Raw genomic sequence first — 25,491 nt, 5'->3', positions numbered from 1 at the left:
CGCCCCGTCAATCCTCAATCGAGAACGAAGGCGCCTTCCGCAGCGGCCCGGCGCTACACCGCGCGATCACCTGCTTCGCAATCGAGTAGAACCCTTCCGCCTGCGGTTCCTGCTCACCCATCAGCGCGATAGGCCGCCCCGTATCTCCGCCAATACGTACCTGCGGATTCAGCGGCAACTCCCCCAGAAACGGAATATCCATCGCTTCCGCGGTCCGCCGGCCGCCGCCCTCGCCGAAGATGTCCACCTTCTGCCCGGTCCCGGGCACAATCAGGTAGCTCATGTTCTCCACCAAGCCCAGCAGTTCCACCTTCACCTGGCGGAACATCAGCACAGCCTTCCGGCCATCCTCCAGCGCCACTTCAGAGGGAGTACTCACGACAATCGCGCCCGTAATCGGCGCGGTCTGGATCAGGCTCAACGCCACATCGCCCGTGCCCGGCGGCAGATCGATCAGCAGGAAATCCAGCTCGCCCCAGTCCACCTGGCGCATGAACTGCTGCATCACGCTGTGCAGCATCGGCCCGCGCCAGATCAGCGGCTTGTCGCCAGGATTCAGGAACCCCATCGACATCAGCTTCACGCCGTGCTGCTCCAGCGGCTGGATCCGGTTCTCCACAGCATAGGGCGTGTCGTGGATCCCCATCATCAGCGGCACGTTGGGACCATAAACGTCGGCATCCAACAGCCCGACCTTCTGGCCCAGCCGCGCCAGCGCAATCGCCAGGTTCACCGAAACCGTGGTCTTGCCCACGCCCCCTTTGCCCGAGCCGATCGTGATCAGATTCCGGACGCCGTCAATCGGCATCTTCGGGGGTTCGTTCTGCGGAGGCATACCCATAAGCTCTTAGTGTACCGTCCCGGCTACTTTTGGATGAACTCCCACAGCGCGGCCGCATGGTCCACCACCCGCTGGCGGTCCCGCCCCAGCAGCAGGCGCGACCGCACCAGTTTGTCCGCCTCCAGCCCGACCTTCTTCAGGTATTCGTCCCTGCTCCCGTACCTTTGCCCAACCGACGCCTTGTCGAACGCAAAAAACGAACCCAGCGTCGGAGCCATCTCCTTCGCCGCCCCTGTCGCCGCGGTGCGCATATTCCAGCCCGTAAACGTGCCCAACGGCACAGCCACCTCCGGCATCCGGATCCCGCCCAGTTCATTCCCGTCCGCATCCACCTGCGGCACCAGCACCGGGAACGCCTTGCCCACCTTCGGCGGCTCCATCGTAATTACGCCGGTCGTCTCCCAGTTCGGACCATATGAGACGTTATACGCCGCCTTCGGATGCTCGGGCAGCGCCGCCTTCATCGACTTTGGCCAGTTCACTTTCTCCGGCCTGACCAATTGCCCTTCCGTGATCAGCGGATATCGCGAGGCCGGCGGTGGCGTGCCGTCTTTGATCCACGCCTGCATCGCGTCCAGCAACGCCCGCTGCAACGGCCTGTGATCGTTCGGATTCAACGGATACTGCGCGCCCGCGGCCGCAGTAGGCAGCCGCCCTGGCCCGTGCTGCGACCCCGACACCACATACAGCCGCGTCTCCGGCGCCATCGGCGCGTCCATCTTCCCGTCCACACTCACATGAATCAGGGCCGCGCACCGATTCCAGTACTCCCACGAGCCGTTCGTGTAGAAAATCTTCGGCATCGTCGCCGCACTCACACCCATCAGTAACCCGTTCGGCTTGTTCGTAGCCGGATCGATCTGCGGCACGTCCGTAAACGGAAATACATCCGTCGGGAACAACGTATTGAAATGCGCGTAGCCATCCCTCGACGCCTGCCCGAACCGGAAATTGAAGCTGCCACGGCCTGCCCCGCCCACGTCCGCCCAGACCCCATCGAACACCTTCCGTCCCTTTTCGTCCTCATTGAAGCCGAAGTATAGAAAGCTCCGCAGAAAGCGCCCGCTCTGCGAGATTCCGAATCCAATCGACCGCTTGATGAACCGTCGCTGGTCGGCCAGCACCGTCTCCGGCCCACCATACTTCAGGAACGAAATCGCATCCCGGACGGCCGCCAGCCCCAGTCCTTCAATCCGCGGATTCTCCGCCTCGTATACCATCTCGTAGATCTGGCCAGGTTGGAATCCGGACTCCATCTCGATGGCCGTCCGGTCCTCGTTGAACTTCCACTCCGAGCTGACGATCGTCCGCCGCGCGCCCAGCACCGTCGGCCGCACTGTGAGCGTCACTGCAGGGCTCACAGCCGAGTACGTCGTATGCTTGCGATCCCCCAGCGGCATCATGTTCGTGCGCGAATCGGGAATGAATTCAGACCGCACCAGGCCGCGGATCACCTGCCCGTTCTCCAACGCGATCGGGCTATCCAGCCGCAGCAGTTTGTCGCCGGGCGGCGTATCCCACTGCCAGCCCACCCACAGCAGTGTGTAGCCCTGCTCCAGCAGGTTCCTGTCGCCGAACTCCTCTTCCGTGCGCGGATCCGACGAGCCCCGTGCATAGTTGAAGCGCGACAGCATTCCCTTGCCACCCCGGTTCGACACCTCGAACAGCACTGTGCCGTTGCCCTTTGCGGGATCGCGCGGCTTCAGGATGTAAAGATCCGCTGTGAACTCGACCAGCCCCTGCTCATTCCGTGGAGCCAGTGCCAGATCATGCACCGCCTTGTTCTGCGGCAGCTTGGGATCAAGCGCGAACTGAACTTTGGCGATGATCCGCTCATATGGCCCAGCCGGCCCCGTGGATTGCCCGCCAAGAACGTCGCTTCTTTCAATAACGCTGACGCTCGTTACGCCAGCGCACAGCGGCAGCACGCAAAACAGAGCAATTCCGGATAGTCGCAAGTGTGGGCTCCTCAGCCCTCGATTCTATCCGACCCTCGCCGCCCGCACTCAGGCCAGGGTGAGATTGGCCTGCGCTTTCAATGTGAGGTCGTCGAATTCACCCCGCAGGAACCGCGGCACCGCCGCCGCCGCAATCATCGCCGCATTGTCCGTCGACAGATGCGGCGCCGGGAAATATACCGGACACATCAGGCGCCCCGACTGCGCCGACGCCCGCAGGCCCGCGTTGCAGGCCACCCCGCCCGAAATGATCACGGATCGCGCCGCCGTCTCCTCCACCGCGCGTCCCACCCGCCGCAGCAGTTCCTCCACCACCACACGCTGAAATGCCGCCACGGCGTCCAACGTCGTCTGCGGAGTCACGGTCAGCCACTGCTCCACGGTCGGATGCGGATGCAGCTTCATCATTGCCCGCCGCGCCACAATCTCGCCTTCCATTTCGTGCGCCTGCACCCACCGCAGCATTGCTGTCTTCAAGCCGCTGAAGCTGAAGTCCAACGCATTGCCCTTCATTTTCGAAATCGGCAGCGCCAGCCCGTCGGCATCACCATATGGAGCCAATCTATCCAGTACAGGTCCGCCCGGATACCCGAATCCAAGTAGCTTCGCGACCTTGTCATACGCCTCGCCCGCCGCATCGTCCCGCGTCTTGCCCAGCAGGCGGTACGTCATCGCTTCGCTGACTTCGAACAAATGAGTATGGCCGCCGCTGGCCACCAGCGCCAATGCCGGCAGCTCGATCTCCGCGCCGCACTGCCGTGCTTCGAGCAGCACCGCGTGGATGTGGCCCTCAATGTGGTTCACCCCAATCAACGGCAGCCCGCGCACCAGGCACACGGCCTTCGCGTAAGTCAGCCCCACCAGCAGCGAACCCACGAGTCCGGGTCCCGCCGTCACAGCGATCGCATCGATGTCCTGCCAGCCCAGCCGCGCCTGCTCCAGCGCACCGCGCACCACCGGCCCAATCGCCCGTAAATGCTCGCGGGAAGCCAGTTCCGGCACCACTCCGCCGTACTTGCCATGCGTGTCGATTTGCGATGCAACGACGCTCGCCGTCAGCTCTCCCTCCGACGTCACGATGGCCGCCGCCGTCTCGTCACACGAACTTTCGATTCCCAGGATTCGCACAATGGCTCCACAAATGGGTATATTATTCGCAGCGAGGTTTATTTTTTTCGCTCGCCTTTTTATGCAGTTATCAGAATTCGACTATCAATTGCCCGACGAACTGGTGGCACAGGAGCCGCTCGCCGATCGCTCCGCCGCCAGGATGCTCGTCGTCAACCGGCAAGCCGGAACCTTTCACGACTCTTCGTTTCGCGACCTGCCCGCCCACCTGGGCACAGGCGACTGCCTAATTCTCAATGATACCCGCGTTTTCCCATCCCGCATCTTCGGCAAGAAGATCGGCTACGACCGTCAGGTGGAACTCTTCCTGCTCCGGCCCGAGTCGGCCGACCGGCTCACCTGGTCTGCTCTCGCCCGGCCCGGCCGTCATCTCCACATCGGCACCCGCGTCTACATCACCCCGCGCCTGTTCGCGGAAATCCTCGAGACCCGCGATCGTGGCGAGCGCCTGCTGAAATTCACGTGTAACGGCAATCTCGACGCTGAACTCGAGGCCAATGGCCATGTCCCCCTGCCGCCCTATATTCACCGGCCCGATCAGCCCACCGATCGTGAACGCTATCAGACCGTCTTCGCCGAAAAACCCGGCTCTGTCGCCGCTCCCACGGCCGGCCTGCATTTCACTCCGGAGATCCTGGATGCGTGCCGCGCCGCCGGTGCGGAGATCGCGAAAGTAACCCTCCACGTAGGGCTGGGCACCTTCCAGCCCCTGTCTTCCGATGAAGTGGAGAAGAACCACCTCCACTCGGAGCGCTACGAAATCACCGCGCCGAACGCCGAAATTCTCGCCCGGGCCGCTCGCCGGATCGCTGTCGGCACCACCGCCGTCCGCACCATCGAAACCGCCAGCCGCAACGGCGGCTTCCACCCTCAGTCCGGTGAAACGAGTATCTTTCTCTACCCCGGCTGCGCATTCCAGGGCGTGGACGCCATGATTACCAATTTCCACCTGCCCAAATCGAGCCTCATCCTGCTGGTGGCCGCGTTCGGCGGCAAGGACCTGATGCTCGCCGCCTATCGCCATGCCGTCGAGCAGCGCTACCGCTTCTTCTCCTATGGCGACTGCATGCTGATACTCTAGATAGCCATGCGGATCCTTGTTGTCTGTCTGTTGGCTGCTTCTTCCCTGCTCTTTGCCCAGGACGACGTCGCCGCCGCCCTCCAGAAACAGGCTGAAGCGTGGAATCGCGCCAATCTCGAGGAATTCATGACAACTTACATGGATTCCCCCGACATCACCTTCACCGGCCGCGCCGGCGTCACCCGCGGCTATAAACCCGTCCTCGAGCGTTACCGCAAGAACTACGGCACGCCCGAAGCCATGGGTACGCTCCGCTACAGCGAATTGGAAGTGCGCTTACTCGGCCCGGACGCCGCCCTGGTCCTCGGCCGCTTCGATCTCACCCGTACCCAGGCCGGCGGCGGTAACGCATCCGGCCATTTCACGCTCGTGCTGCGCAAAACCGCCGCCGGCTGGAAAATCATCCACGATCACACGAGTTAAGCGGCCAGGCTGCGCGACAGAATCTCTTCCACCGTCTCGGGCGTAATGTCCTGCCGTTCGCCCAATTTGGTCGCCCCGTTGCTCTCCAACTGCTTCGCCACCAGTGCCGGCGTCTCGGGCTTTACCTCCGGATATTGCGACAACCTCGTGGGTAAGCCCATTGACTCGAAAAACTCCTCGGTTTTCCGGATCGCCGCTTCACATCGTTCTTCGTCCGTCCCATTCCGAATCCCCCAAACCCGATCGGCAAACTGCAGGAGCTTCTCGCGCTTTCCGTTCGCCTGCACCCGGAACAGGTGCGGCACGACGGTAGCCAAGGTTCGCGCGTGATCGATTCCATATAGAGCCGTCAACTCATGGCCGATCATGTGCGTCGCCCAATCCTGCGGCACCCCGCTGCCGATGAGCCCGTTCAAAGCCATCGTGGCCGACCACACGAACGTCGCCCGCAGGTCGTAATTCTCCGGTTCCGCCAGCGTCTTGGGTCCGACCTCGATCAGCGTCTGCAGGATCGATTCCGCAAACCGGTCGTTCAATTCCGCATGCACCGGGAAGGTCATGTACTGCTCCAGCGTGTGGACAAAAGCGTCAACAACTCCGTTCGCCACCTGCCGCTGCGGCAGGGAAAACGTCGTTTCCGGATCCAGTACCGCGAATTTCGGATAGCAATGCACCGACCCAAAGGCGAGTTTCTGGCCGGTCGACCGCCGGCTGATGACGGCGAATGTGTTCGATTCCGAACCCGTCGCCGGCAACGTCAGCACCGACGCCAGTGGTACGGCCGACTCGACCGCCGCGCCCTTCGTCAGAATGTCCCAGGGTTCGCCAACAAATGGCACCGCGGCCGCAATGAACTTCGTCCCGTCCAGCACAGATCCGCCGCCCACGGCCAGCAGCAGGTCGACCTTCTCCCGCCGCGCCAGTTCCACAGCGCCCATCAGCGTGTCGTACTCCGGATTTGGCTCAATGCCGCCGAATTCGAGCACCGCGCGCCCTTCCAGGGCTTGCATCACTTGCTCATACACGCCGTTCTTGTGAATACTGCCGCCTCCGTAGGTGATCAACACCTTGGCCGAGGCCGGAATCTCCTTCGAAATGGCAGCAATCTGACCCTTGCCGAACAGTATCTTAGTGGGGTTGTAAAAGGCGAAATTAAACATGGGAGGCTCGCTCCCACTATCTTAGGCGACCCGCGCCTAATGCCGGGACCAGGCGAACCAGACGACCGACCCGGCCGTCGCGCTTAGTACGATCAGCCCGATGGCCGCCACCGCGGCTTCCGCGCTCATCCAGGCGATTCCGCCCAGCAGGCCCAGCCCGGCCACCGCCATCGCCGCCCGCTCGGCCATCACCACAGGACGCGCCGCCCGTGCCGCGTCATCCCGCCGCGCCCGCAATTGCAGCTTCCACCAGACCAGCCCGGCTTCCTGCACCGGAGCCTCGGCCGTCGCCGCCGCCTCCTGCAGGAATCCGGCGACCATCAGGGTCTCCGCGCAGTCGCTGCATTCGGCCAGGTGCTCGCGCAATTCCTCGGTCCACGCATCATTGCGCTGCGCTGCCAAAACGTCCTGTTCGTGGGAACACATCGTCTTCATCGTCCAGTCTCCTGCCGGAAGCCCCGTTCACGCAAGAGGCTAGCCAGTTTCTGCTTCACCCGGAACAGCAGCGGCCGCACGCTGGCTTCTTTCAGCCCCGTCGCGGCCGCAATCTCCCGGTGGCTCGCTCCCTCCACATACGCCATCCACATGAGCGCCCGTTCATTCGGCTTGATGCCATTCAGCACTTTCTGGATATCCGCCGACAACTGAATGTCCGCCCCGCTCTGGCCTTCCTGCGCGCGGGTCGCAATCCGTTCATCCAGGGGCGCCGGTTCGAACTTCTTGCTCCGGAAGTGATCCCGCGCCAGATTCGTCGCCGTCCGGTACAGGTAGCTCTTGCGTTGCGCCTCGTCCATCGCCGGCAACTCCGACCGCATCAGGCGGTAGAACGCTTCCTGCATCAGGTCCTCGGCCAGCGCCGCATTGCCCGTCAGCCGGGAGAGGTACGACTTCAGCGGCCGCGCATGCAGCGCGTGCAGGTCGCGGAAGCCCGCCTCGGTCATGCGTAGCGCCTCCACCGGCGTGCCGCTGGCCGCGACCATGTTCGCGAGTGGAATCGCCGGAGTCATCTCAGGTTCTATCACAGCAGCAGCCTTGCCGTTCTAGTTCTGCTCGTTCGTCTTCCCATTGAGCAGGCCCAGCGTTTTCGACAGCAGGTAGCTTGCGCCCGCCGCCGCCAACAATCCGATCCCCAATGTCAGGATCAGCGTGCCTACCACCGCCACATCCCGCTGCGCATACTTGTCGACAATGTTCTGGAGGAACAGCACGCCAATACCGATCACCGTGCAGACCACCCCGTATTGCACCGAGTTCAGAATCCGTCCAAAAGTAGCCGGTTTCTCCGGCGGCGCGCCCCTCATCAGGCTCTGCCCCGCTTCCGATTGCAGATATGCAAGCACTTCCGTCCCATTCCCAAGCTTGTCCATCAGCTTGTTGAAGATTTCCGCCTGGGCCCGCTCCGCCTTCGTCCGCCGCAGGTGGTCGAACAGGGCCCGCGTAATGATCACCACCGCCAACGCCACCGTCCCGAAGACCATGATGATCGCAATTGCTTCCGTACCCATCGCTGTACTCCTTCTTTCCGCTGCGCCTTTGCGCTTCCTTCAGTCATTCCAACGCGTGGCCCCTGGGGCTTGTTAACTGCCCTCCAAACTATTTCCAAGCGTGCAGTTTTCAGCGCTATTTGTATGACCAGAGAGAACATGTCCGACATGGGCAAACCAGTATACTGACAGGAGCATATGATGATCGAACGCTGCGCTTACGCGCGAGCCGGCCTGATCGGGAACCCGTCGGACGGCTACTTCGGCAAGACCATCGCAGTCATCGTCAGAAACTACCAGGCGCGCGTCACGATGTACGAGGCCCCCCGCATCATCATCCGCGGAGGCCATCGCGACCGCCTGGAATTCTCCAGTTATTCGGAGTTTCTGGACGACGTCCACCTAAATGGGTACTATGGCGGCGTCCGGCTGATCAAAGCAGCCATTAAGAAATTCAACGACTGGTGCGCCGCCAAAGACATCCGGCTGGACCGCACCTTCGCTATCGAATACGACACGAATGTGCCCGTGCGCGTCGGCCTGGCCGGCTCCAGCGCCATCGTTACGGCCACCATCCGTGCATTAATGGCCTTTTTCCACGTCGAAATCCCCAAACCGGTACTGCCCGGCCTCATCCTCAGCGTGGAACTCGAAGAACTCGGCATCGGCGCCGGACTGCAGGATCGCGTCATCCAGGTCTATGAAAATGCGGTCTTCATGGATTTCGAGAAGGCCCGCATGGAACGCGATGGCTACGGCCTGTACGAACCGCTCGACCCCACCCTGCTGCCGCCGCTGTTCGTCGCCTATCACGACAATCTGGCCGAAGGCACCGAACTCACCCACTACGACCTTCGCAGCCGCTTCAATCGCGGCGAACAGGACGTCCTCGATGCCATCCAGCATTGGGCTGACCTGGCCGAACAATCGAGAATCCTCCTTCAGGACGGCAAAGGCATGGCGATCGGTCCGCTGATGAACGAAGCGTTCGACCTGCGCGCCAGCCTGATCCGCATCAGCCCCGGCAACATGGAGCTCGTCCGCCGCGGCCGCGAACAAGGGGCGTTCACCCAGTTCTGCGGCTCCGGCGGCGCCATTATCGGTTGCTATGACGGCGATCCCGCGCGATTGCGCCGCCTACGCATCTCCTACGCCGAGATGGGCGCCGAATTGATCGTGCCGCAGATCCAGGCCGTGTCCAAAACAAACGGCGAAGCAGTTGGAGCCATCCGTCTATGAAGGTACGTAAAGCAGTCATCCCCGCCGCCGGCATGGGCACCCGGTTCCTGCCCGCCACCAAGAGCATGCCCAAGGAGATGCTCCCCATCGTCGACAAACCGGTGCTCCAGTTTGTCATCGAAGAGGCGGCGCAGAGCGGTATCGAGGATGTCCTCATCATCACCGGCCGCGGCAAACAGGCCATCGAGAACCACTTCGACTTCAACCCGGACCTCGAAATCTTCCTGCGCGGAGCCGGCAAACAGAATCTGGTCGATCAGGTACGGGATATCGGTGACCGCGTCCAGATCCACTACATCCGGCAGAAGGAACAGTTGGGTCTTGGCGACGCCATCCGCCTGGCCCGCGCCCACGTCGGCCGCGAACCCTTTGCCGTCCTGCTGGGCGACACCATCATTGAGCCCCCTCCCGGACAGAAACCCGGCCTCCGCCAGCTTCTGGATTCTTTCGAGGAGACCGCCGCCAGCGTCGTGGCGGTCCACCACGTGCCGAAGGAGTGGGTCACCCGCTACGGCATCGTCGACGGGGAACCCGAAGGCGAGAACCCGGATCTGCTGCGTCTTCGCAAACTCGTGGAAAAGCCAGCCGTGAATCTGGCGCCCAGCGATCTGGCCATCGCCGGCCGTTATGTCTTCAGCGCCGACATCTTCGACTGCATCGATGCCACCCAGCGCGGGGTAGGCGGGGAGATTCAGCTCACGGACGCCATGAATTTGCTGGCCCAGCTTCAGCCCGTGTACGCTCTGGCTTGGCAGGCCAAACGCTTCGACATCGGCAACCGTGTCGAATACGCCAAGTGTTTTCTTGAGCTTGCGCTGAAACGAGAAGATACCGGACCGGCCATCCGCGCCCACTTGGCACAACTGCTCGCCGAGGAGTGAGCAGCGTTGCTATACTGGATGGTGCTGCCTTGGGCAGTCGTGTGTCACTACGCGTGTCCAGTGGGACGGCAGTGTGCCGAACCCTACCGGTAGGTCGCACCCCAAACAGTCTGGTGATGGCGTAAAGGAAACCGTCCGCGCGCGTGCGGGCGATCGAGAAGATGTTCGATTCGTTAAGCGACAAGCTACAGCGGGTATTCAAGAATATCCGCGGCGAAGGCAAGCTGACGGCCGAGAACATGGAAGTGGCCCTGAAGGAGATCCGCGTGGCTCTCCTCGAGGCGGACGTCCATTTCAAGGTCGTAAAAGCCTTCATGGAAGGCGTGCGCACCAAGGCGCTCGGCCAGGAAGTCCTGTCGTCCTTCTCCCCCGCCCAGCAGGTGATCAAGATTGTCCGGGACGAGCTCATTACCGTCCTGGGTACTCACACCGCCCGCCTCCGCACCGCCAACCAACCGCCGACCGTCGTCATGGTCGTCGGGCTCCAGGGCTCCGGTAAAACTACCTCCAGTGGCAAGTTAGCCCGCTATCTCTCCAAGAACGGTCACCGCCCGCTGCTCGTTTCCGTCGACGTCTACCGCCCCGCCGCCCGCCAGCAACTCGCAGTTCTCGCCAAAGACCTCGATATCCCGATCTACGAAGGCACGCCCGAAGAGACCAAACCGGTCGATCTGGCCCGCTCTGCCCGGCGCCAGGCCGAGATCAGCGGCCGCGACATGGTTCTGGTCGACACGGCCGGACGCCTGCACATCGACGAAGACCTGATGTCCGAGCTTTCGCAGCTCAAAGAGGCCCTGAACCCGACCGAGATCCTCTTCGTGGCCGACGCCATGACCGGCCAGGATGCCGTCAAGAGCGCCGAGGAGTTCCATAAGCGCCTTGGAATCACTGGTGTAGTGCTCACCAAGATGGACGGCGACGCCCGTGGCGGCGCAGCCCTCTCCATCCGCCACATCACCGGGCAACCCCTCAAGTTTGTTGGTACGGGCGAAAAATCGGACGCCCTGGAAGCCTTCCATCCCGATCGCGCCGCCTCGCGCATCCTGGGCATGGGCGACGTGCTCAGCTTCATCGAAAAGGTGGAGTCGGCTGTCGACCAGAAGAAGGCCGAGCAGATGCAGCGCAAGCTGCTCGAGGACGATTTTACCCTGGAGGATTTCCGCGACCAGCTGAAGCAACTGCGTAAGCTCGGGTCGCTGGAATCGCTGCTGGGCATGATGCCGCAGGTCGGCATGCTGAAGGAATTGAAGAACGTGAAGGTCGATGAGAAGGAGTTCACCCGCGTGGTGGCCATCATCGACTCCATGACGCCAAAAGAGCGGGATAACCACATGCTGATCAATGGTTCCCGCCGCCGCCGCATCGCCAAGGGGAGCGGCACCAGTGTCCAGGACGTTAATAACCTTTTGAAACAGTATGGGCAGGCACGCAAGATGATGAAATCCGTATCCGGCGGCCTGCTGGGCAAGAAGATGGGAAAACTGAAGCTGCCGTTTCCAAACCCCTTCGGGTGAGGCCCGGCCGCTCACGCCAGATTTGCTAGGAGAGTAGAACGCATGTTGATGATTCGGTTGGCGCGTTTCGGCGCCAAGAAGAAGCCCACTTACCGCGTGGTTGTGATCGAAAAGGATCGCGCCCGCGACTCCAAGGCCATTGAGGTTTTGGGTCATTACAACCCCGTCGCCGACCCGGCTGTGGTCCAGTTGGATCATGCCCGCATCGAGCACTGGACCAAGAGCGGCGCGCAGTTGTCCGACACCGTCGCCCGCCTGGTCAAGGCTAACCCGGCTCCGGTGGAACAGCCCGCAGCCTAATAGGCTGCCGCTTTCCGCCCGGCACGGGCCGTGTTTGCTACGTGTCCTCAGCATGTTAGGATCGGAGGCAGGACGGGAGGTCCTCGCAATGTCTGGAATGAAAGATCTCGTTGAGGAAATTGCGAAGGCGCTCGTGGACACGCCCGACGAAGTCCAGGTGCGTGAAGTGCAGGGCGAGCAGGTTACCGTGCTCGAACTGCGTGTTGCGGCCAGCGACCTCGGCAAGGTGATCGGCAAACAGGGGCGCACCGCGCGTTCCGTCCGTACCCTGCTGGGCGCCGCCGGAATGAAGGTCAATCGCCGCTTCACGCTGGAAATCCTTGAATAATGGGGAGTTCCATGCCGGATTCACCACCGGATGACGGGGTGATGATTGGGCAGTTGACCCGCACGCACGGCCTGAAAGGCGAGATTCTCGCCGAGGGCTGGAACGATGTGGAGCGCTATCAGGCTCTGCCGCTGGTCTGGTTGAGAAACCAGTCGGGCGCCTGGGTCCGGGGTGGCGAACCGCTGCAGGTGGAGAGCATTCGTCCCCACAAGGGCGGCCTGCTGGTAGCCTTTGCGGGATTGCCTTTCGTGGAGGACGTCGAGCCTCTGCAAGGGTGCGAGATGGTGATTCGAAAGTCGGATCGCCCGCCCCTTAATGAGGGTGAGTTTTACATGGCCGACCTGGTCGGCTGTGAGGTTTTCGACCGTTCCACCGGGCGCAAGCTCGGCACGGTCACCGGCTGGCAGGAGTTCGGCGGGCCGGAGTTGCTGGAAGTTTTGGCCGAGGGAGCAAAGCCCGGAGAACCCGGGGCTAGCTTTTCGATCCCCTTCGCCCGTTCCATCTGCGTGGAAATCAATCCCGCGGAGCGGCGGCTGGGCGTGGATCTGCCCGACGGCTTGCTGGAGTTGAACAAAACCGTGCCGAAAGTGCCCGGTGACGTCCGATGATCTTCCATGTGCTCAGCATCTTCCCGGAGTTTTTCCAGGGACCGTTTGGGCATGGGGTAGTGGCTCGGGCGGATAAGTCCGGCCTGTTGCAGATCAAGATTCACGATCTGCGGACGTGGACCTACGACTTTCACCGGACCGTGGACGACCGTCCTTTCGGCGGCGGCGAAGGCATGGTGCTGAAGCCTCAGCCGCTGTTTGAGGCGGTGGAGGCGATTCTGCCCAACCGGAATCCGGAAAAGCAGAAGGTGGCGCTGCTTTCGGCGCAGGGTCCCGTGTTCCATCAGGGAACCGCCCGGCGCTTTGTGGAATTGGACGAGCTTTTGCTGATCTGCGGACGCTATGAAGGCGTCGACGAACGGGTCAGTGAGCATTTGGCCGACGAGGAAATCTCGATCGGTGATTTTGTGTTGAGCGGCGGAGAGTTAGCCGCCGCGGTGGTAGTGGACGCAGTCGCCCGGTTGATCCCGGGTGTACTGGGCAACGAGGAATCTTCCCGGCAGGAGTCGTTTTCGGCTCTGGAAGACGGGGAGGAATCTGGCATCCTCGACTGTCCGCACTATACGCGGCCGGCAACATTCCGTGGCTGGAGCGTGCCGGAAGTTCTGCTGGGCGGAAATCATGCCGAAATCCGCAAGTGGCGCCGGCAGGCGGCATTGGAGAAAACGAAACGGCTCCGGCCGGATCTGCTGTCCTCGGGGGCGGCGGTCCTGGACCCGGATGGAGTAGTGAAGAAAGGTTAGAAGGAAGAAGACCATGATCAGCCCCTACGTGAACAAGATCCTCAATAAGAACAAGCGCACCGATATCCCCGTACTTCACATCGGCGACACCATCAAAGTCCACGTGAAGATCAAGGAAGGTGACAAAGAGCGGCTGCAGGTGTTCGAGGGTGTGCTGATCGCGCGCAAGAACAGCGGTCTGGGCGAGACCATCACGGTCCGCAAGATCAGCTTCGGCCAGGGCGTCGAGCGCATCTTCCCCATCCACGCGCCTGTCATCGACCATATCGAAGTGATGCGTTCCGGTAAGGTGCGCCGCTCCAAGCTCTATTACCTGCGCGCCCTGCGCGGCAAGGCCGCCCGCCTTAAAGAGCGCGACCAGCACAAGGGTTAGTTCAGGATACACGTCCCGTGCGTTGCACCAACCAGTTGGAAGACGAGGTGCGGCGCACGGGCTATGTCAGGATTGCGGGTGTCGACGAGGCCGGACGGGGCTGCCTGTTCGGGCCTGTCTTTGCTGCGGCCGTGATTCTGGATCCTGGCAAGCCTCTGCGTGGTCTTGCCGATAGCAAGACGCTGGTGTGCGAACGCCGTACGGAACTGGCGGTGCTGATTCGGGATCGGGCTCTGGCTTGGGCAGTCGCCTCCGCCACGGCCGCCGAGATCGACCGGATCAATATCCTCCAGGCCTCCCGGCTGGCAATGCGCCGTGCAGTGGAAGCATTGAATCCGCCCTGCGACTATCTTCTCGTGGACGCCACTACCGTCGACTGGCCGGTCCCCCAACAGGCTCTGATCAAGGGCGACGCACGGGTGCGCGCAATTGCCGCCGCCTCCATCCTGGCCAAGGTCGGCCGTGACGAGTGCATCGGCATGCTGGACGAGCAGTACCCCGGATATGGTTTGGCCCGCCACAAGGGCTACCCCACGGCAGAGCATAAGGAAGCGCTCATGCGGCTCGGCCCCACCGAACTGCACCGCCGCTCCTATGCCCCCGTGCTCCATGCACTCCAACGTACGCTATGAACCCAGACCTGCCCAATCCCGAAGATTCCTCCCCCACCGGCGCCTCGCCCGAACGGGACGAGATGGGGCACTCCACCCCGCGCCGCGCCACCTGGATGGAGAAAACGGCCGCCGTTCTGTTCTGCGTATTCTGCATTGAGCTCGGCTTATTCCTGCTGGTCTACCCCTGGCTCGACAACTACTGGAGCAGGAATTGGCTCCTCCAACTGCGCCCGGACTGGCAGCCTACCCTCCTCAGCCAGCAATTCCGTGGAGCCGTCAGCGGATTAGGGATCCTCAATATTTTCTTAGGTTTCCTGGAAGTAATGCGTCTCTCCCGGTTCGCCCGCCCATAATTCTTCGTGAAGATTTAGCGAAGACTCAGCGCCTCGCCGCAAAATATACCTATCCGATGGCCAGGTTTTGTACGCAGTACGAAATTGGCTCATGTACCCCACTGACTAGTCCGATATCTAAGCGTGGTGGTATGCACTGAGACCCGCGCCGGTCGCCTGGTGTGCCGCGTGGCACTGGCATGCTTGTGCTCCCTCCTGTGGAATTGCTCCTCCTTCCGACTGGGCACAGGCACCACCGTAAAGAGCATCTCCGAGTTGCGGAATCTTGATCAGGCCGCGCTGCAAGGTCAGGTCCATGTGAAGCTGCAGGGGACCGTCACTTTCGTCGACCTGCCGTGGAAGACCCTGTTCCTGCAGGACGAAACGGGCGGAGTCCGCGTCGAGAATGCGGAACTGCCGCTCGGCTTGCACCCCAGGCAGCGAGTAGAAGTCACCGGCATGGCCGGCGCGGGCGGCCCCAGCCCGTTGGTCATTCAACCCAGCGTCCGCATCCTGGACGACACCGCCGAGGTCAAAGCAATTGAAATCGGGCCCGGACAGCGCATCCGGCCGGAGCTGGAATACCGCCTGGTGGAGATGCGTGGCGTCATCCGGTCCATTGGCCTCGAAGGTACGGGCCGCATCAAGGCCGTACTACAGGCGGGAGACCGGCAGGTGAGCGCCTATGTGGTCAATCACGGCGGCACTGACTATACCGAACTGGTGGACACCGATGTTGCGATTCGTGGCGTTCTCAGCCTCAGCTTCGACCCTGGCGGCGAACCCAGCCGCGCCAAGTTGCGCGTCTCCCGGCTCTCTGACATCAAGACGGTGAGCCCTCCGGTGCCCATCGCTTCCGCTCCGGTGCAGTCCATCGCGTCCATCCTCTCCAAGGGTTTGGATCACCTGCCAGCTCATCGCGTCCGATTGCGCGGCAGGATCGAAGGGGACCAGTTCTCCGACGCGACAGGCCGTCTACGCTTGCGCGCCGGCTTTGCCGCGCCATCCGGCCCCACGGACGTGGCGGAAGCACACGGCTTCCTGGGGGTGGAAGAGGGACGCCTGGTGCTGACCGACGCCCGGCTGATTCCCATCAGTGCGGTCGCCAATCCCGCCAATCCGGGCACGCAGACACACCTTCGTACACTGACGAACGTGGAGGAGATCCACCGCATGCAACCGGCGGAGGCCGCCCTGGGCTATCCCGTCCGCCTGAATGCCGTAGTCACTGCCCACGAGGTCTCGCGCTACTCGCTCTTTGTGCAGGACTCGACAGGCGGAATCTACGTCGCGGGCCACTCCCTGGACGGCCGGGTTCTCCAAACCGGGGACCTCATCGCCGTGGAAGGCATCACTGGTCCTGGCGAGTTCGCACCCATTATTGCGGCGCCCAAGGTACGGGTGCTGGGGAAAGCGCCGCTGCCTCAGCCGCACCGGCGCGAGATCGACGACCTGCTGTCGGGCCAGGAGGACAGCAACTGGGTGGAAGCCCGGGGCGTCGTGCAGGCCATACGCGTGTCGGGCACGGACACTACTTTGGAACTGAACTGGGGCTCGCACCGCTTCGAGGCGCGCATTCCCGGGCTGCTCAATCCCTCGCACGGCCTGCTGGACGCCACTATCCGCCTGCGCGGGGTGTGCGGCTCACGGTTCAACTTCCGGCGCCAGTTGGTAGGCATCTCCTTGCTGGTTCCATCCCTTGCTTTCATCACGGTAGAAAAGCCCTCTGCGGATCCATTCCTACAGCCCGCGCGGCCATTCTCAGACCTGATGAGCTACTCACCGGACGGCAGTTCGGAGCACCGCATCCGGGTCTACGGCAAGGTGGTGATGTCGAAGCTGGAAGGTCCAACTTACCTCAGCGACGGCTCAGCGGGGCTGCTGGTGGAGAAGCATCCGAAAACGGAACTGCATGCCGGAGACGTGGTTGACGTGGCGGGCGTGCCGCGTCCGGGCGAGTTCAGCCCGCTGATGAGCTATGCCGAACTGCGTCTCATCCGCTCCAGCCAGCCGCCCGTGCCGCTGCACGTTACGGCGGACCAGGCCCTGGAAGACGCTCACGACCTGCAACTGGTCCAAGTGGACGCGGTGCTGGTCGACCGCGTGGTCACCCAGGTAGACCAGACGCTGGTCATGCAATCGGGCCGCGTGCTGTTTCCGGCCAAATTGGATCTCGGGACGCGCCTGCCTCCGCTGGAGCGTGGCAGCCTGCTGCGGCTCCGCGGCATCTGCTCCATCCACGCCGACGGCAGCGACGATCTCAGGCCCGAGTCATTCTCTCTGTTGCTGGGCGACGCAGGGGATGTCCACGTGCTGCGGACCGCTCCGTGGTGGACAGTGCGACGCACGTTCGAAGGCCTCGGGTTGATTGGCCTGGTGGCGCTGCTGGCGCTCTCCTGGGTGTTCATCCTACGCCGGCGCGTGCGGCAACAGACCGAGATTATCCAGGTCAAACTCACCCAGGAAGAGACCTTGAAGAACGCCGCCGAAGCGGCCAGCCGGGCAAAAAGCGAGTTCCTGGCCAGTATGAGCCACGAAATCCGCACGCCCATGAATGGTGTGCTGGGCATGACTGAGCTCGTGCTCGACACGAATCTCGCCAAGGAACAGCGCGAATACCTCGAACTGGTGAAGGATTCAGCCGATGGCCTGTTGACGGTCATCAACGACATTCTGGACTTCTCCAAGATCGAGGCCGGCAAGATTGAGATCGATCGTGTGGAGTTCGACCTCCACGAGAGCATTCACACCGTCCTGCGCACCTTTGCGTTGCGCGCCCACGCCAAGGACCTCGAACTGATCAGCGACTTCGAGTCGGGGTTGCCCGAGGTCGTGATCGGTGATGCGGCGCGCCTGCGCCAGGTTTTGGTGAATCTGCTGGGCAACGCCCTCAAGTTTACGGCCTCTGGCGAGGTCGAGTTGAAGGCAATGGTGGATTCACAGGATGATGCGGCCGGCGAGTGCGTTCTCCACTTTGCCGTACGGGATACGGGCATCGGCATCCCCCAGGACAAACAGAAAGTCATTTTCGAAGCCTTTGCGCAGGCCGACAACTCAACCACCCGCATGTTCGGCGGCACAGGATTGGGCTTGGCAATCTCGGCGCGGCTCGTGAATATGATGGGCGGCCGGCTATGGGTGGAAAGTATCCCCGAGGAAGGCAGCACCTTCCATTTCACCGCGGTGGTGCAGAAATCCACCACTTCCGCGATCCCGGAACCCGAGTCCTCGTATCCTCTCGCCGGGGTACGCGTGCTGGTGGTGGATGACAACTCAACCAACCGGCGGATCCTGGACCTCACGCTCACCAGCTGGAATATGAGTCCCACGCTGATGTCCGACGCCGAATCGGCCCTGGCCGAACTACGCCGTGCCAACCAGTGCGGGGAGCCCTATCCGCTACTACTTACCGACGGGCACATGCCCCACATGGATGGCTTCACCCTGGCCGGCTGCGTCCGCCAGGATGAGCGGCTGCAGGAAACTTCCATCGTCCTGCTGACCTCGGCAGGCAAAGTGGGCGATGCCGTCCGCTGCCGGGAATTGGAATTGTCTTCTTACCTGACGAAACCTGTGCGCCGCTCGGAACTGCGCGCCGTGCTCGGACGCGTCCTCTCGTCCCGCCTGGCGGTACGGTCGGTCCTGCCCGTGTCTGCTCAGATTCCGGCCAGCGTCGCCGCGAACGGCGGAGATCCCCAGCGATTCTCGCAATCGTTGGCCGGCCTCAGGATCCTGTTGGCCGAAGACAATGCCATCAACCAGCGGCTCGCCGTACAGTTCCTGGAGAAGCGTGGCTGCCAGGTGACAGTGGCCGGCAACGGGAAGATCGCGGTGGAAGCGATGCGGAAAGAGCAGTTCTCGCTCATCCTCATGGACGCGGAAATGCCGGAGATGGACGGTCTGCAGGCCACCGCGGTGATCCGGCAGTGGGAGCGCGAAAACGGCGGCCATATCCCGATTGTGGCCATGACCGCCAGCGCCATGGAAGGTGATCGCGAACGCTGCCTCAATGCAGGCATGGATGGTTATATCGCGAAACCCATCCGGCTGGCGGAGTTTCAGGCGGTCGTCGCGTCATTCGCGCACGGTGTTCCGGTGGAGAACTCCACTGCGCCGTTCGTCACTGAAACAAAGTGAGCGGCCCGGACCGCTCACTTGTCGCGCTCACTTGATTGTCACCAGGTTGGTCAGCAGGCCGGCCAGGCCGTCGGAAACGGTGATGCGGTCCACCTTCTCCACCACCCGCTCCAGCGTCTCCAACTCCTTGAGCCGGACCAGCAGCGGGTTCTCCTCCATCAGCCGGGCGGTGTTCAACAGCGACCGTGTGGCCGCCGTCTCCTCCCGGCGCCGGATGATGTTGGCCTGCGCCTGCTTCTCGGCGGTGACCACCTGGTTGAGGATGTCACGCACCTCTCCGGGCAGGATGACATCCTTCAGCGCAATGGCGCCCACGCGCAGGCCGTAAGCGGCCAGCTCTTCGCGCACCTCCTGCGCCACAAGCTCATCGACGTCGGTCTTGTCGGCCAGAACTTCGTCGAGGGTCCGGTGGCCCAACGTGCGGCGCACCGCCAGTTGCAGGGCGCGGTAGAGCAGTGCGGCCGGATCCTTGGCGGTGCGGGCCGCCACCACCGGATCGGCTACCTGATACTCGGCCGAGATGTTCACACGCAGCGAAACCTTGTCGCGCGTGAGGATCTCCTGGCCGGCAATTTCCATGGTCTGGCGCCGCAGGTCGATCGTTTCGATGCGTGCGCCCGAGGCATTCCAGAAAGCGTACTTGCCGGCTTCCAGAGTGCGAGTGAACTTGTTGTCGAGATAGAGCAGGCCGGCCTGGCCCTCCGCCACCCGTGAAACTGTCACGGGTGCGGCGGAGCCCAGGCGCTCGAGAGCCGGCAGTTTGGCCGCCGGAACCTCGGGCGTGTCGATCACCACAACGATCTCGGCCGTCACCTCGACCTCGCCCTTCCAGTAGAGAGCCCGTCGTGCGGGCGGCAATACGTGGAACAGCCGTCCGTCGGCCGAAACCATCGCCACTTCCACGTCGCTGGTCTCCACCAGGACGAAGAAGGCGTCAATCAGGTCCAGTCGCTGCTTCAGCAGAAACCGGTTCCACTCACTGTCGAAAACCAGGCCGTCCGTGCGGCAAACCACCGTCTCCAGCCGCGTCAGCGGGGAGACGAACAGGTTGTGCTCGCCGGGGCCGAGGATCGTGTCGAAGCGGCCGTCGCGGATCACCAGGATCCGCTCGCGGTCGCCGACGGTAATGCGCTTCCAGAACATACTTACCTCCTGATAAAACAAGCCCCGGGCGCGGCTCCACGATCGCTTCGCGGGCGAAAATCCAGCGCCTGATTGTCCGTATAATTCGACCGGAATTCGAGCGGAAATTCAGAACCTCCGCTTTCCTTGCCGGCCGGCTCAGACGGCCTGGTCAGGCGGCCATTGCCTTCGCGCTAAGCGAAGCGGCCGTTGCCTTCACCGCATCCATGCCCGCCCGAGGGAGGAATGGGAACGGTTCCGGCTGGAACCAGCGCCTGGGGTCAGTGTTGTGTGCTTGGCGGGCCCTTTTGGAGCCCTTTGGTGTGATAACGGGATTCGAACCCGTAACCCACGGAGTGACTGTCCGTTGCTCTACCCTTGAGCTATATCGTGGAGGATAGACGGACCATGCCGGTATGCGGTACTTCAGAGAAGCCGCACCAGCGAGGAGTTGTGAACCTCGGCTTGTGGCAATGATTCGTCATAGGCATTCGCCTCTATCCTTTGCAATGATAAAAGACCCGCCGACATAAGTCAACAACCCAGCGTGAATAATTTCGATTTATGCTGCTCGCACACCCCGGCATTTCGATTCAAAGCGGAGCGTGCTTCCGTCCTCGCCTACGGCTATGGAGAGGACCTCGCCTGCTTCTATGGCTTGGTCCAGGACTAGCTTGGCCATTGGTTGGATCAGGTGCCTGTGGATGGCGCGTTTCAGTTCCCGCGCGCCGTACTCCGCGCTGGTGCCGCTCTCAATCAGGAAATCCCGCGCCGGCCGTGTCACTTCCAGCCGGAACGCCGCGGCACCCAACCGCTGCTCGATGTGCCGCTCCAGCGCTTCGATCTGCAGGTCCAGAATCTGCTCCGTCGCCGCCCGGTCGAGCGGCTGATAGGTCAGCATCACATCCACCCGGTTCACAAACTCCGGCGAAAACCGCCTCCGCACCGCGCCGGTGCTGATCCGGCAGAGTGTTCTCGCATCGGCCCTTGATGGCAAAGCCGACGCCAGGCCGAAACGGTCGTGCAGTTCCACCATCATCTCGCGCGCCCCCAGGTTGGAGGTCATGAAGATCAGGCTGCGCTCGAAGTTCACCGTGGTGTTGTCGCCCAGTTTCAGCGCCGCCTTGTCCAGCACGCCCAGCAGCAGGCGGCGCATCGACGGGGCCGCCTTTTCGATCTCGTCCAGCAGCACGATCGACAGGCCGCTGCGTTCGCTCGCGACGGCGTTTAGCTTCTGCTGGCTGATCATGGGCTGCGTCTCGCGGTGGCCCAGGTAGCCGGGCGGCGCACCGATCAGTTTCGCCACCTCGTGCTCCAGTTGAAACTCGCCACAGTCGATCCGCAACACGTTACGCTCACTGCCGTGCAGCGTCTCGGCCAGCGCCTCCACCGTGCGTGTCTTGCCGGTGCCCGTGGGGCCCAACAGCAGGAATACCCCGGCCGGCCGCCCCGCCGGAGACAGCCCCGATTCGAAGAGTTCGACGTACGGCACAATCGCCGCAATCGCCTCGCCCTGTCCCACTACCCGCCGCCGTAAGCCCGCGGCTAATTCACTCAAGCCCGCCGCGTTCATCCCGCGGGGCCGGATCGCCTCAATCGAAGTACGCATGAGAATTTCTTCTTTCTCCTGGCGCATTCTAGGCGCAGCACTCCAAATCCCAGGCCGTAGGCAGGGCTCCCTGCACCTACATTTACGAGATTTAATCGATCAGCCTAAGACTTGAAGAATGAAGAGATTGCGTCTGCAATCCGGCCGCATGCATGGCCGTCTCCGAAGGGATTTTGAAATCGTGTGAACGCCTTCCGGGCTTCTGCCGAATCGAGCAGGCGGGCCACTTCGGACTCAATCCTGTCCGGGTCCGTACCCACCAGCAGGGCGGTCCCCGATTCCACCGCCTCCTGCCGTTCCGTCTTGTCGCGCATCACCAGCACCGGCTTGCCCAACGACGGCCCTTCCTCCTGGACGCCGCCCGAATCGGTGAGCAGGATGTCCGCCCGCCTCATCAGGTCGATAAACGGAACATAATCCAGAGGTTCGATCAGCCGGATGCCCGGCAACCCGCTCAGCTTGCGCTCTACCACACCACGCACGTTGGGGTTCGGATGGACTGGATAGACGATCTCCGTGTCGCCCCGCGCGGAGAGGCGGGCCAGCGCCTCGCAGATGCCTTCAAAGCCTTCACCGAAGCTCTCGCGGCGGTGGGCGGTGACGAGCACGAAATGCCTGCCCGGATCGGGCAGCGGACCGCTGTAACCCGGCCATGCCCCGGAAAGCAACTTGTCCCGCGTATAGAGCAGCGCGTCGATGCCGGTATTGCCCGTTGTGAAAACCCGTTCCGCCGGCACGCCCTCGCGCAACAGATTGCCGGCCGCACGCTGCGTCGGAGCGAAATGCAGGTCCGAAATCCGCCCGGTCAGGACGCGGTTCAGCTCTTCTGGAAACGGCTGGCCCAGGTCACCTGTTCTCAGACCCGCCTCCACATGCCCAACGGCCACCCGGTGATAGAAAGCAGCCAGCGACGCGGCGAATGTGGTGGTCGTATCGCCTTGCGTAATCAGCAGATCGGGGGCTTCCGACTGCAGTACCGGTTCCAGCCCCTCCAGGATTCGGGCGGTCAACCCGGAAAGCGTCTGGTTGGGCCGCATGACGTTCAGGTCATGGTCGGGACGGACCCCGAAACGCTCCAGCATGGCGTCGAGCATGGCCCGATGTTGTGCGGTGATACAGACTTTGGTTTGGAATTCCGCCGGACGGCTCTGCAGGTGCAGCACAAGCGGGCACAACTTAATGGCCTCAGGCCTTGTGCCGAAGACAACAAGTACCTTGGGAGAGTGCATGTCAACTCCTTGTGATTGCGACGCAACACTACTCCGGCGCCTGAACCGGCGATCAGGCGGCGCGGCTGAAATGGAAATGGGGGACGGACTGAGGACTATTTGTGGCGGTAGGTAATGCGGCCCTTGGTGAGGTCGTAGGGGGACATCTCCAAGGTGACGCGATCGCCGGCCAGGACACGAATCCGGTTACGACGCAGCTTGCCCGCCAGATGGGCCAGCACGAGACGCTCTGCATCCAGCTGAACGCTAAACAGGCCGCTGGGAAACTTTTCCACCACCGTGCCAGTCACTTCAATGCAATCTTCTTTGCTCATCTTCCTCCAAACATGCGAAATGCGCACACTTCCCCCTTCACGGGGACCGTGCATTCACAAGTATAGCCCAGAACGCGACCGGGCCATCCCAAATGGCAGCCCTCGGAATGCGTCAAGGAGCGGCCGGCCAGGCCGATACGAACTGTGGAGACGGAGCCAGGCAAATGGGCAAGCCGCTGTTAAGTATACGCAGAAGCATGGATTCCCTGGATGGCCTAAATGCACAATTCCGGCAGGCGCTGTGTTGCTACCTTTCCGCCTTGCAAGGCGTGCAACAGCATGTATTTACACCCCTGGCCGGCAAATCGGGCGGTGCGCCGCTCAGCTTGGATGCCGAGGCCGGCGCCCTGAGAGCCCAGCCGGACGAACAGGCCTTTGAGAACGCCAGGGCCAGGCTGGAAACCCAGCTCGCGGCGGCATCCACCAGGATCCGCAGCCATCTGGCGGGCGTCGTCGATCTGAACGAAGTGTTGTCCATGCTGACCTCCACCCGGCTGTCGCTCTGCGGACGTCAGGAGGAGAGCCAGGGTCAATTGCGCAAAGTTGCGTCCGGCCTGGATGAGGCATTGCAACTGGATGAGATCGACCAGGTTCGCGAGAGGATCCGCCAGGAGACGAAGCATGTGAACGACCTTTTCGCACGGATGCGGGAGGACAATCTGCGCATGGTGCAGGAGTTGGACGAGGAAATGAATCGCTACCGGCGGCGGCTGAGGGATGTTGTTGACACGGCCAACCGGGACCAACTGACGGGCCTCAACAACCGGCGGCTGTTGCACGACCGGTTGTCCGAACTCGCCGCCTCGGGCACCCCGCTCAGCCTGCTGATGATCGACCTCAACCGCTTCAAACTGATCAACGACATTCATGGGCACCTCGCCGGGGACGAATTGTTGTGCGCTTTCGCGGCCCGCCTGAGGAACCATTTAAGGCAGGATGACTTGGCTGCTCGCTGGGGTGGCGACGAGTTTGTAGTGGTGCTGCCTTGCACCTTGGCAGACGCTATGGCCCGAACACGGCTGCTTCAACAGAGCCTGAGCGGAGACTATTCCATCCGCGTGAGTGGCAAGCCGCTTCGGCTCCACCTGACGCTCTCGATCGGTATCGCGGAATACCGTCCCGGCGAGAGCATTGATCAGTTGATGACCCGCGCCGACGAGTCCCTCTATACCTGCAAGCACAGATGATCGCCGATCCCGATTCCAACCCGGAGCGAGTCTGCTAGGATCTGGATGGGAAGTTTGATCGGTGCGCCAATTCAAAGAAAAGACAATTCTCATCATCGGCGCGGGACGTGGCATCGGGAAACGGCTGGCAATCGGATTTGCCCACGCTGGTGCACGTATCGGGCTGATGGCTCGCAGCAAAGCAGAGTTGGACCTGGCTAATCTCGAGATCGAGCACGCCGGCGGGACCTCCCTCCGCCTGCGGGCCGATGTCCGGGAGTATGAACAGGTGGCGGCAGCCGTCGACCGGCTCTCCGTCCAATTCGGCGGAGTCGATCTCCTCATCTGCGCCAACGGGGTTTTCGGTTCCATCGGACCCTTGGCGGAATGCCAACCGGCCCAATGGGCGGAGGCGACGGCCACGAATGTTGTTGGCTCCATGAACGCCTGCCGCGCCGTGTTGCCGTCCATGCTGCAACGCCGGGCCGGCAAAATCATCCTGCTCGTCGGACCGGGCAGCGAGGGCCCGCGGCCCAATTTCAGCGCCTATAGCGCTACGCAGGCAGCCCTGGTCCGATTCGCCGAAACGCTGGCGGAAGAGGTTCGTGAGGCGAATGTCCAGGTGAACTGCATGAATCCCGGGCCCACCTATACCAGCCTGACCGACGAGATCCTGGAAGCGGGCGACCGCGCGGGCTGGAAAGAGGCCAAGGACGCCACCCAGGTTCGGACCACCGGCGGCACAGCGCCGGACAAACAGATCCAACTCGCCCAGTTCCTGGCCTCGGAACGATCCAACCACCTCAGCGGAAAGCTGATCTCGATCCACGACGATTGGAAGAAACTGGAACACGCCAACGCGCACGCCGAGATGTTTACGTTGCGCCGTTTGCAGAAGGTATAGCTT

26 protein-coding genes and 1 tRNA gene are annotated in these 25,491 nt (G+C 62.4%); 15 read left to right on the top strand and 12 right to left on the bottom strand.

What is annotated here, in order from left to right; genetic code table 11:
* Positions 1–7: 7 nt before the first annotated feature.
* Genes ACR9Y2_RS10210 through tsaD form a run of 3 tightly spaced genes read right to left on the bottom strand, consistent with a single transcriptional unit; the run spans position 8 to position 3,930 of the window.
* The gene (locus ACR9Y2_RS10210) at positions 8–835 is read right to left on the bottom strand and encodes an Mrp/NBP35 family ATP-binding protein (RefSeq protein ID WP_435041064.1); all 828 of its coding nucleotides are present in this window, start codon (positions 833–835) and stop codon (positions 8–10) included.
* A 29-nt stretch (positions 836–864) separates the two neighbouring features.
* Positions 865–2,799 carry an alpha/beta hydrolase domain-containing protein gene (locus ACR9Y2_RS10205; protein WP_435041063.1) on the bottom strand — a complete coding sequence of 645 codons (1,935 nt, stop codon included), beginning with the start codon at positions 2,797–2,799 and terminating at the stop codon, positions 865–867.
* A gap of 48 nt (positions 2,800–2,847) precedes the next feature.
* On the bottom strand, positions 2,848–3,930 hold the full coding sequence (gene tsaD, locus ACR9Y2_RS10200; protein ID WP_435044848.1) for a tRNA (adenosine(37)-N6)-threonylcarbamoyltransferase complex transferase subunit TsaD: 1,083 nt from the start codon (positions 3,928–3,930) through the stop codon (positions 2,848–2,850).
* A gap of 58 nt (positions 3,931–3,988) precedes the next feature.
* Between tsaD and queA the strand changes: the two genes are divergently transcribed.
* The gene (gene queA / locus ACR9Y2_RS10195; RefSeq protein WP_435041062.1) at positions 3,989–5,008 is read left to right on the top strand and encodes a tRNA preQ1(34) S-adenosylmethionine ribosyltransferase-isomerase QueA; all 1,020 of its coding nucleotides are present in this window, start codon (positions 3,989–3,991) and stop codon (positions 5,006–5,008) included.
* A gap of 6 nt (positions 5,009–5,014) precedes the next feature.
* Complete coding sequence (locus tag ACR9Y2_RS10190) at positions 5,015–5,431, top strand: YybH family protein (RefSeq protein ID WP_435041061.1); 417 nt, start codon at positions 5,015–5,017, stop codon at positions 5,429–5,431.
* On the opposite strand, the gene ACR9Y2_RS10185 is transcribed toward ACR9Y2_RS10190, so the two are convergent.
* The 4 genes from ACR9Y2_RS10185 to ACR9Y2_RS10170 are packed head-to-tail and all read right to left on the bottom strand — an operon-like array spanning position 5,428 to position 8,096.
* Positions 5,428–6,591 (bottom strand): iron-containing alcohol dehydrogenase, encoded by a 1,164-nt coding sequence (locus ACR9Y2_RS10185; protein ID WP_435041060.1) that lies wholly within the window; start codon positions 6,589–6,591, stop codon positions 5,428–5,430. The two genes, ACR9Y2_RS10190 and ACR9Y2_RS10185, sit on opposite strands and share 4 nt — an antisense overlap.
* Positions 6,592–6,627: 36 nt before the next feature.
* A complete protein-coding gene (locus ACR9Y2_RS10180; RefSeq protein ID WP_435041058.1) occupies positions 6,628–7,026 on the bottom strand; it encodes a hypothetical protein in 399 nt (132 codons plus the stop codon).
* The gene (locus ACR9Y2_RS10175; protein WP_435041057.1) at positions 7,023–7,613 is read right to left on the bottom strand and encodes an RNA polymerase sigma factor; all 591 of its coding nucleotides are present in this window, start codon (positions 7,611–7,613) and stop codon (positions 7,023–7,025) included. The genes ACR9Y2_RS10180 and ACR9Y2_RS10175 overlap by 4 nt, the downstream gene beginning before the upstream one ends.
* Positions 7,614–7,631: 18 nt before the next feature.
* Positions 7,632–8,096: a hypothetical protein gene (locus tag ACR9Y2_RS10170; RefSeq protein WP_435041056.1), complete on the bottom strand. Its 465-nt coding sequence runs from the start codon at positions 8,094–8,096 to the stop codon at positions 7,632–7,634.
* A gap of 177 nt (positions 8,097–8,273) precedes the next feature.
* On the opposite strand from ACR9Y2_RS10170, the gene ACR9Y2_RS10165 reads away from it, so the two are divergent.
* The 11 genes from ACR9Y2_RS10165 to ACR9Y2_RS10115 all read left to right on the top strand — a co-directional run bounded on the left by ACR9Y2_RS10165 (position 8,274) and on the right by ACR9Y2_RS10115 (position 19,144).
* On the top strand, positions 8,274–9,314 hold the full coding sequence (locus tag ACR9Y2_RS10165; RefSeq protein WP_435041055.1) for a mevalonate kinase family protein: 1,041 nt from the start codon (positions 8,274–8,276) through the stop codon (positions 9,312–9,314).
* Positions 9,311–10,195 (top strand): UTP--glucose-1-phosphate uridylyltransferase GalU, encoded by an 885-nt coding sequence (gene galU, locus ACR9Y2_RS10160; RefSeq protein ID WP_435041054.1) that lies wholly within the window; start codon positions 9,311–9,313, stop codon positions 10,193–10,195. Before ACR9Y2_RS10165 ends, galU begins: the two co-directional genes overlap by 4 nt.
* A gap of 161 nt (positions 10,196–10,356) precedes the next feature.
* Complete coding sequence (ffh, locus tag ACR9Y2_RS10155; RefSeq protein ID WP_435044847.1) at positions 10,357–11,709, top strand: signal recognition particle protein; 1,353 nt, start codon at positions 10,357–10,359, stop codon at positions 11,707–11,709.
* 42 nt (positions 11,710–11,751) lie between these two features.
* A complete protein-coding gene (gene rpsP / locus ACR9Y2_RS10150) occupies positions 11,752–12,009 on the top strand; it encodes a 30S ribosomal protein S16 (RefSeq protein ID WP_228486242.1) in 258 nt (85 codons plus the stop codon).
* Positions 12,010–12,106: 97 nt separating this feature from the next.
* The gene (locus ACR9Y2_RS10145; protein WP_194447000.1) at positions 12,107–12,337 is read left to right on the top strand and encodes a KH domain-containing protein; all 231 of its coding nucleotides are present in this window, start codon (positions 12,107–12,109) and stop codon (positions 12,335–12,337) included.
* 11 nt (positions 12,338–12,348) lie between these two features.
* Positions 12,349–12,945, top strand: coding sequence for a ribosome maturation factor RimM (gene rimM / locus ACR9Y2_RS10140; protein WP_435041053.1), 597 nt, complete (start codon positions 12,349–12,351; stop codon positions 12,943–12,945).
* A complete protein-coding gene (gene trmD / locus ACR9Y2_RS10135; protein ID WP_435041052.1) occupies positions 12,942–13,688 on the top strand; it encodes a tRNA (guanosine(37)-N1)-methyltransferase TrmD in 747 nt (248 codons plus the stop codon). The genes rimM and trmD overlap by 4 nt, the downstream gene beginning before the upstream one ends.
* A gap of 16 nt (positions 13,689–13,704) precedes the next feature.
* Positions 13,705–14,061, top strand: a complete 357-nt coding sequence (rplS, locus tag ACR9Y2_RS10130; protein ID WP_435044846.1) for a 50S ribosomal protein L19 — start codon at positions 13,705–13,707, stop codon at positions 14,059–14,061.
* 17 nt (positions 14,062–14,078) lie between these two features.
* The gene (locus ACR9Y2_RS10125) at positions 14,079–14,693 is read left to right on the top strand and encodes a ribonuclease HII (RefSeq protein WP_435041051.1); all 615 of its coding nucleotides are present in this window, start codon (positions 14,079–14,081) and stop codon (positions 14,691–14,693) included.
* Entirely contained in the window at positions 14,690–15,028 is a 339-nt protein-coding gene (locus ACR9Y2_RS10120) for a hypothetical protein (protein ID WP_435041050.1), read from the top strand. Before ACR9Y2_RS10125 ends, ACR9Y2_RS10120 begins: the two co-directional genes overlap by 4 nt.
* A gap of 255 nt (positions 15,029–15,283) precedes the next feature.
* Positions 15,284–19,144, top strand: coding sequence for a response regulator (locus ACR9Y2_RS10115; protein WP_435041049.1), 3,861 nt, complete (start codon positions 15,284–15,286; stop codon positions 19,142–19,144).
* 27 nt (positions 19,145–19,171) lie between these two features.
* Here ACR9Y2_RS10115 and ACR9Y2_RS10110 read toward each other — a convergent pair whose 3' ends face one another.
* The 5 genes from ACR9Y2_RS10110 to infA form a co-directional block, all read right to left on the bottom strand.
* The gene (locus tag ACR9Y2_RS10110) at positions 19,172–20,287 is read right to left on the bottom strand and encodes a slipin family protein (RefSeq protein ID WP_435041048.1); all 1,116 of its coding nucleotides are present in this window, start codon (positions 20,285–20,287) and stop codon (positions 19,172–19,174) included.
* A 302-nt stretch (positions 20,288–20,589) separates the two neighbouring features.
* Positions 20,590–20,657: transfer RNA gene (locus ACR9Y2_RS10105), tRNA-Asp, on the bottom strand.
* A gap of 171 nt (positions 20,658–20,828) precedes the next feature.
* On the bottom strand, positions 20,829–21,875 hold the full coding sequence (locus ACR9Y2_RS10100; protein WP_435041047.1) for an AAA family ATPase: 1,047 nt from the start codon (positions 21,873–21,875) through the stop codon (positions 20,829–20,831).
* Between the two features lie 104 nt (positions 21,876–21,979).
* Positions 21,980–23,104: a non-hydrolyzing UDP-N-acetylglucosamine 2-epimerase gene (gene wecB / locus ACR9Y2_RS10095; RefSeq protein WP_435041045.1), complete on the bottom strand. Its 1,125-nt coding sequence runs from the start codon at positions 23,102–23,104 to the stop codon at positions 21,980–21,982.
* Positions 23,105–23,199: 95 nt separating this feature from the next.
* Positions 23,200–23,418, bottom strand: coding sequence for a translation initiation factor IF-1 (gene infA, locus ACR9Y2_RS10090; RefSeq protein ID WP_194447005.1), 219 nt, complete (start codon positions 23,416–23,418; stop codon positions 23,200–23,202).
* Between the two features lie 197 nt (positions 23,419–23,615).
* Between infA and ACR9Y2_RS10085 the strand changes: the two genes are divergently transcribed.
* The gene (locus tag ACR9Y2_RS10085; protein WP_435041044.1) at positions 23,616–24,605 is read left to right on the top strand and encodes a diguanylate cyclase domain-containing protein; all 990 of its coding nucleotides are present in this window, start codon (positions 23,616–23,618) and stop codon (positions 24,603–24,605) included.
* Positions 24,606–24,666: 61 nt separating this feature from the next.
* On the top strand, positions 24,667–25,488 hold the full coding sequence (locus ACR9Y2_RS10080) for an SDR family NAD(P)-dependent oxidoreductase (protein ID WP_435041042.1): 822 nt from the start codon (positions 24,667–24,669) through the stop codon (positions 25,486–25,488).
* The last annotated feature ends 3 nt before the right edge of the window (positions 25,489–25,491 follow it).

This window comes from Paludibaculum fermentans (genome assembly GCF_051172195.1).
GTDB lineage: Bacteria > Acidobacteriota > Terriglobia > Bryobacterales > Bryobacteraceae > Paludibaculum > Paludibaculum fermentans_A.
This window is presented reverse-complemented; position numbering and strand designations above follow the sequence as displayed.

Bases quoted from the DNA above. Each gene is read 5' to 3' on its own strand.
- ACR9Y2_RS10210 (WP_435041064.1), bottom strand. From the start codon at position 835: ATGCCTCCGCAGAACGAACCCCCGAAGATGCCGATTGACGGCGTCCGG.
- queA (WP_435041062.1), top strand. From the start codon at position 3,989: ATGCAGTTATCAGAATTCGACTATCAATTGCCCGACGAACTGGTGGCA.
- ACR9Y2_RS10190 (WP_435041061.1), top strand. From the start codon at position 5,015: ATGCGGATCCTTGTTGTCTGTCTGTTGGCTGCTTCTTCCCTGCTCTTT.
- ACR9Y2_RS10185 (WP_435041060.1), bottom strand. From the start codon at position 6,591: ATGTTTAATTTCGCCTTTTACAACCCCACTAAGATACTGTTCGGCAAG.
- ACR9Y2_RS10180 (WP_435041058.1), bottom strand. From the start codon at position 7,026: ATGAAGACGATGTGTTCCCACGAACAGGACGTTTTGGCAGCGCAGCGC.
- ACR9Y2_RS10170 (WP_435041056.1), bottom strand. From the start codon at position 8,096: ATGGGTACGGAAGCAATTGCGATCATCATGGTCTTCGGGACGGTGGCG.
- ACR9Y2_RS10165 (WP_435041055.1), top strand. From the start codon at position 8,274: ATGATGATCGAACGCTGCGCTTACGCGCGAGCCGGCCTGATCGGGAAC.
- galU (WP_435041054.1), top strand. From the start codon at position 9,311: ATGAAGGTACGTAAAGCAGTCATCCCCGCCGCCGGCATGGGCACCCGG.
- ffh (WP_435044847.1), top strand. From the start codon at position 10,357: ATGTTCGATTCGTTAAGCGACAAGCTACAGCGGGTATTCAAGAATATC.
- rpsP (WP_228486242.1), top strand. From the start codon at position 11,752: ATGTTGATGATTCGGTTGGCGCGTTTCGGCGCCAAGAAGAAGCCCACT.
- ACR9Y2_RS10145 (WP_194447000.1), top strand. From the start codon at position 12,107: ATGAAAGATCTCGTTGAGGAAATTGCGAAGGCGCTCGTGGACACGCCC.
- rimM (WP_435041053.1), top strand. From the start codon at position 12,349: ATGCCGGATTCACCACCGGATGACGGGGTGATGATTGGGCAGTTGACC.
- trmD (WP_435041052.1), top strand. From the start codon at position 12,942: ATGATCTTCCATGTGCTCAGCATCTTCCCGGAGTTTTTCCAGGGACCG.
- ACR9Y2_RS10120 (WP_435041050.1), top strand. From the start codon at position 14,690: ATGAACCCAGACCTGCCCAATCCCGAAGATTCCTCCCCCACCGGCGCC.
- ACR9Y2_RS10110 (WP_435041048.1), bottom strand. From the start codon at position 20,287: ATGTTCTGGAAGCGCATTACCGTCGGCGACCGCGAGCGGATCCTGGTG.
- ACR9Y2_RS10100 (WP_435041047.1), bottom strand. From the start codon at position 21,875: ATGCGTACTTCGATTGAGGCGATCCGGCCCCGCGGGATGAACGCGGCG.
- wecB (WP_435041045.1), bottom strand. From the start codon at position 23,104: ATGCACTCTCCCAAGGTACTTGTTGTCTTCGGCACAAGGCCTGAGGCC.
- infA (WP_194447005.1), bottom strand. From the start codon at position 23,418: ATGAGCAAAGAAGATTGCATTGAAGTGACTGGCACGGTGGTGGAAAAG.
- ACR9Y2_RS10085 (WP_435041044.1), top strand. From the start codon at position 23,616: ATGGATTCCCTGGATGGCCTAAATGCACAATTCCGGCAGGCGCTGTGT.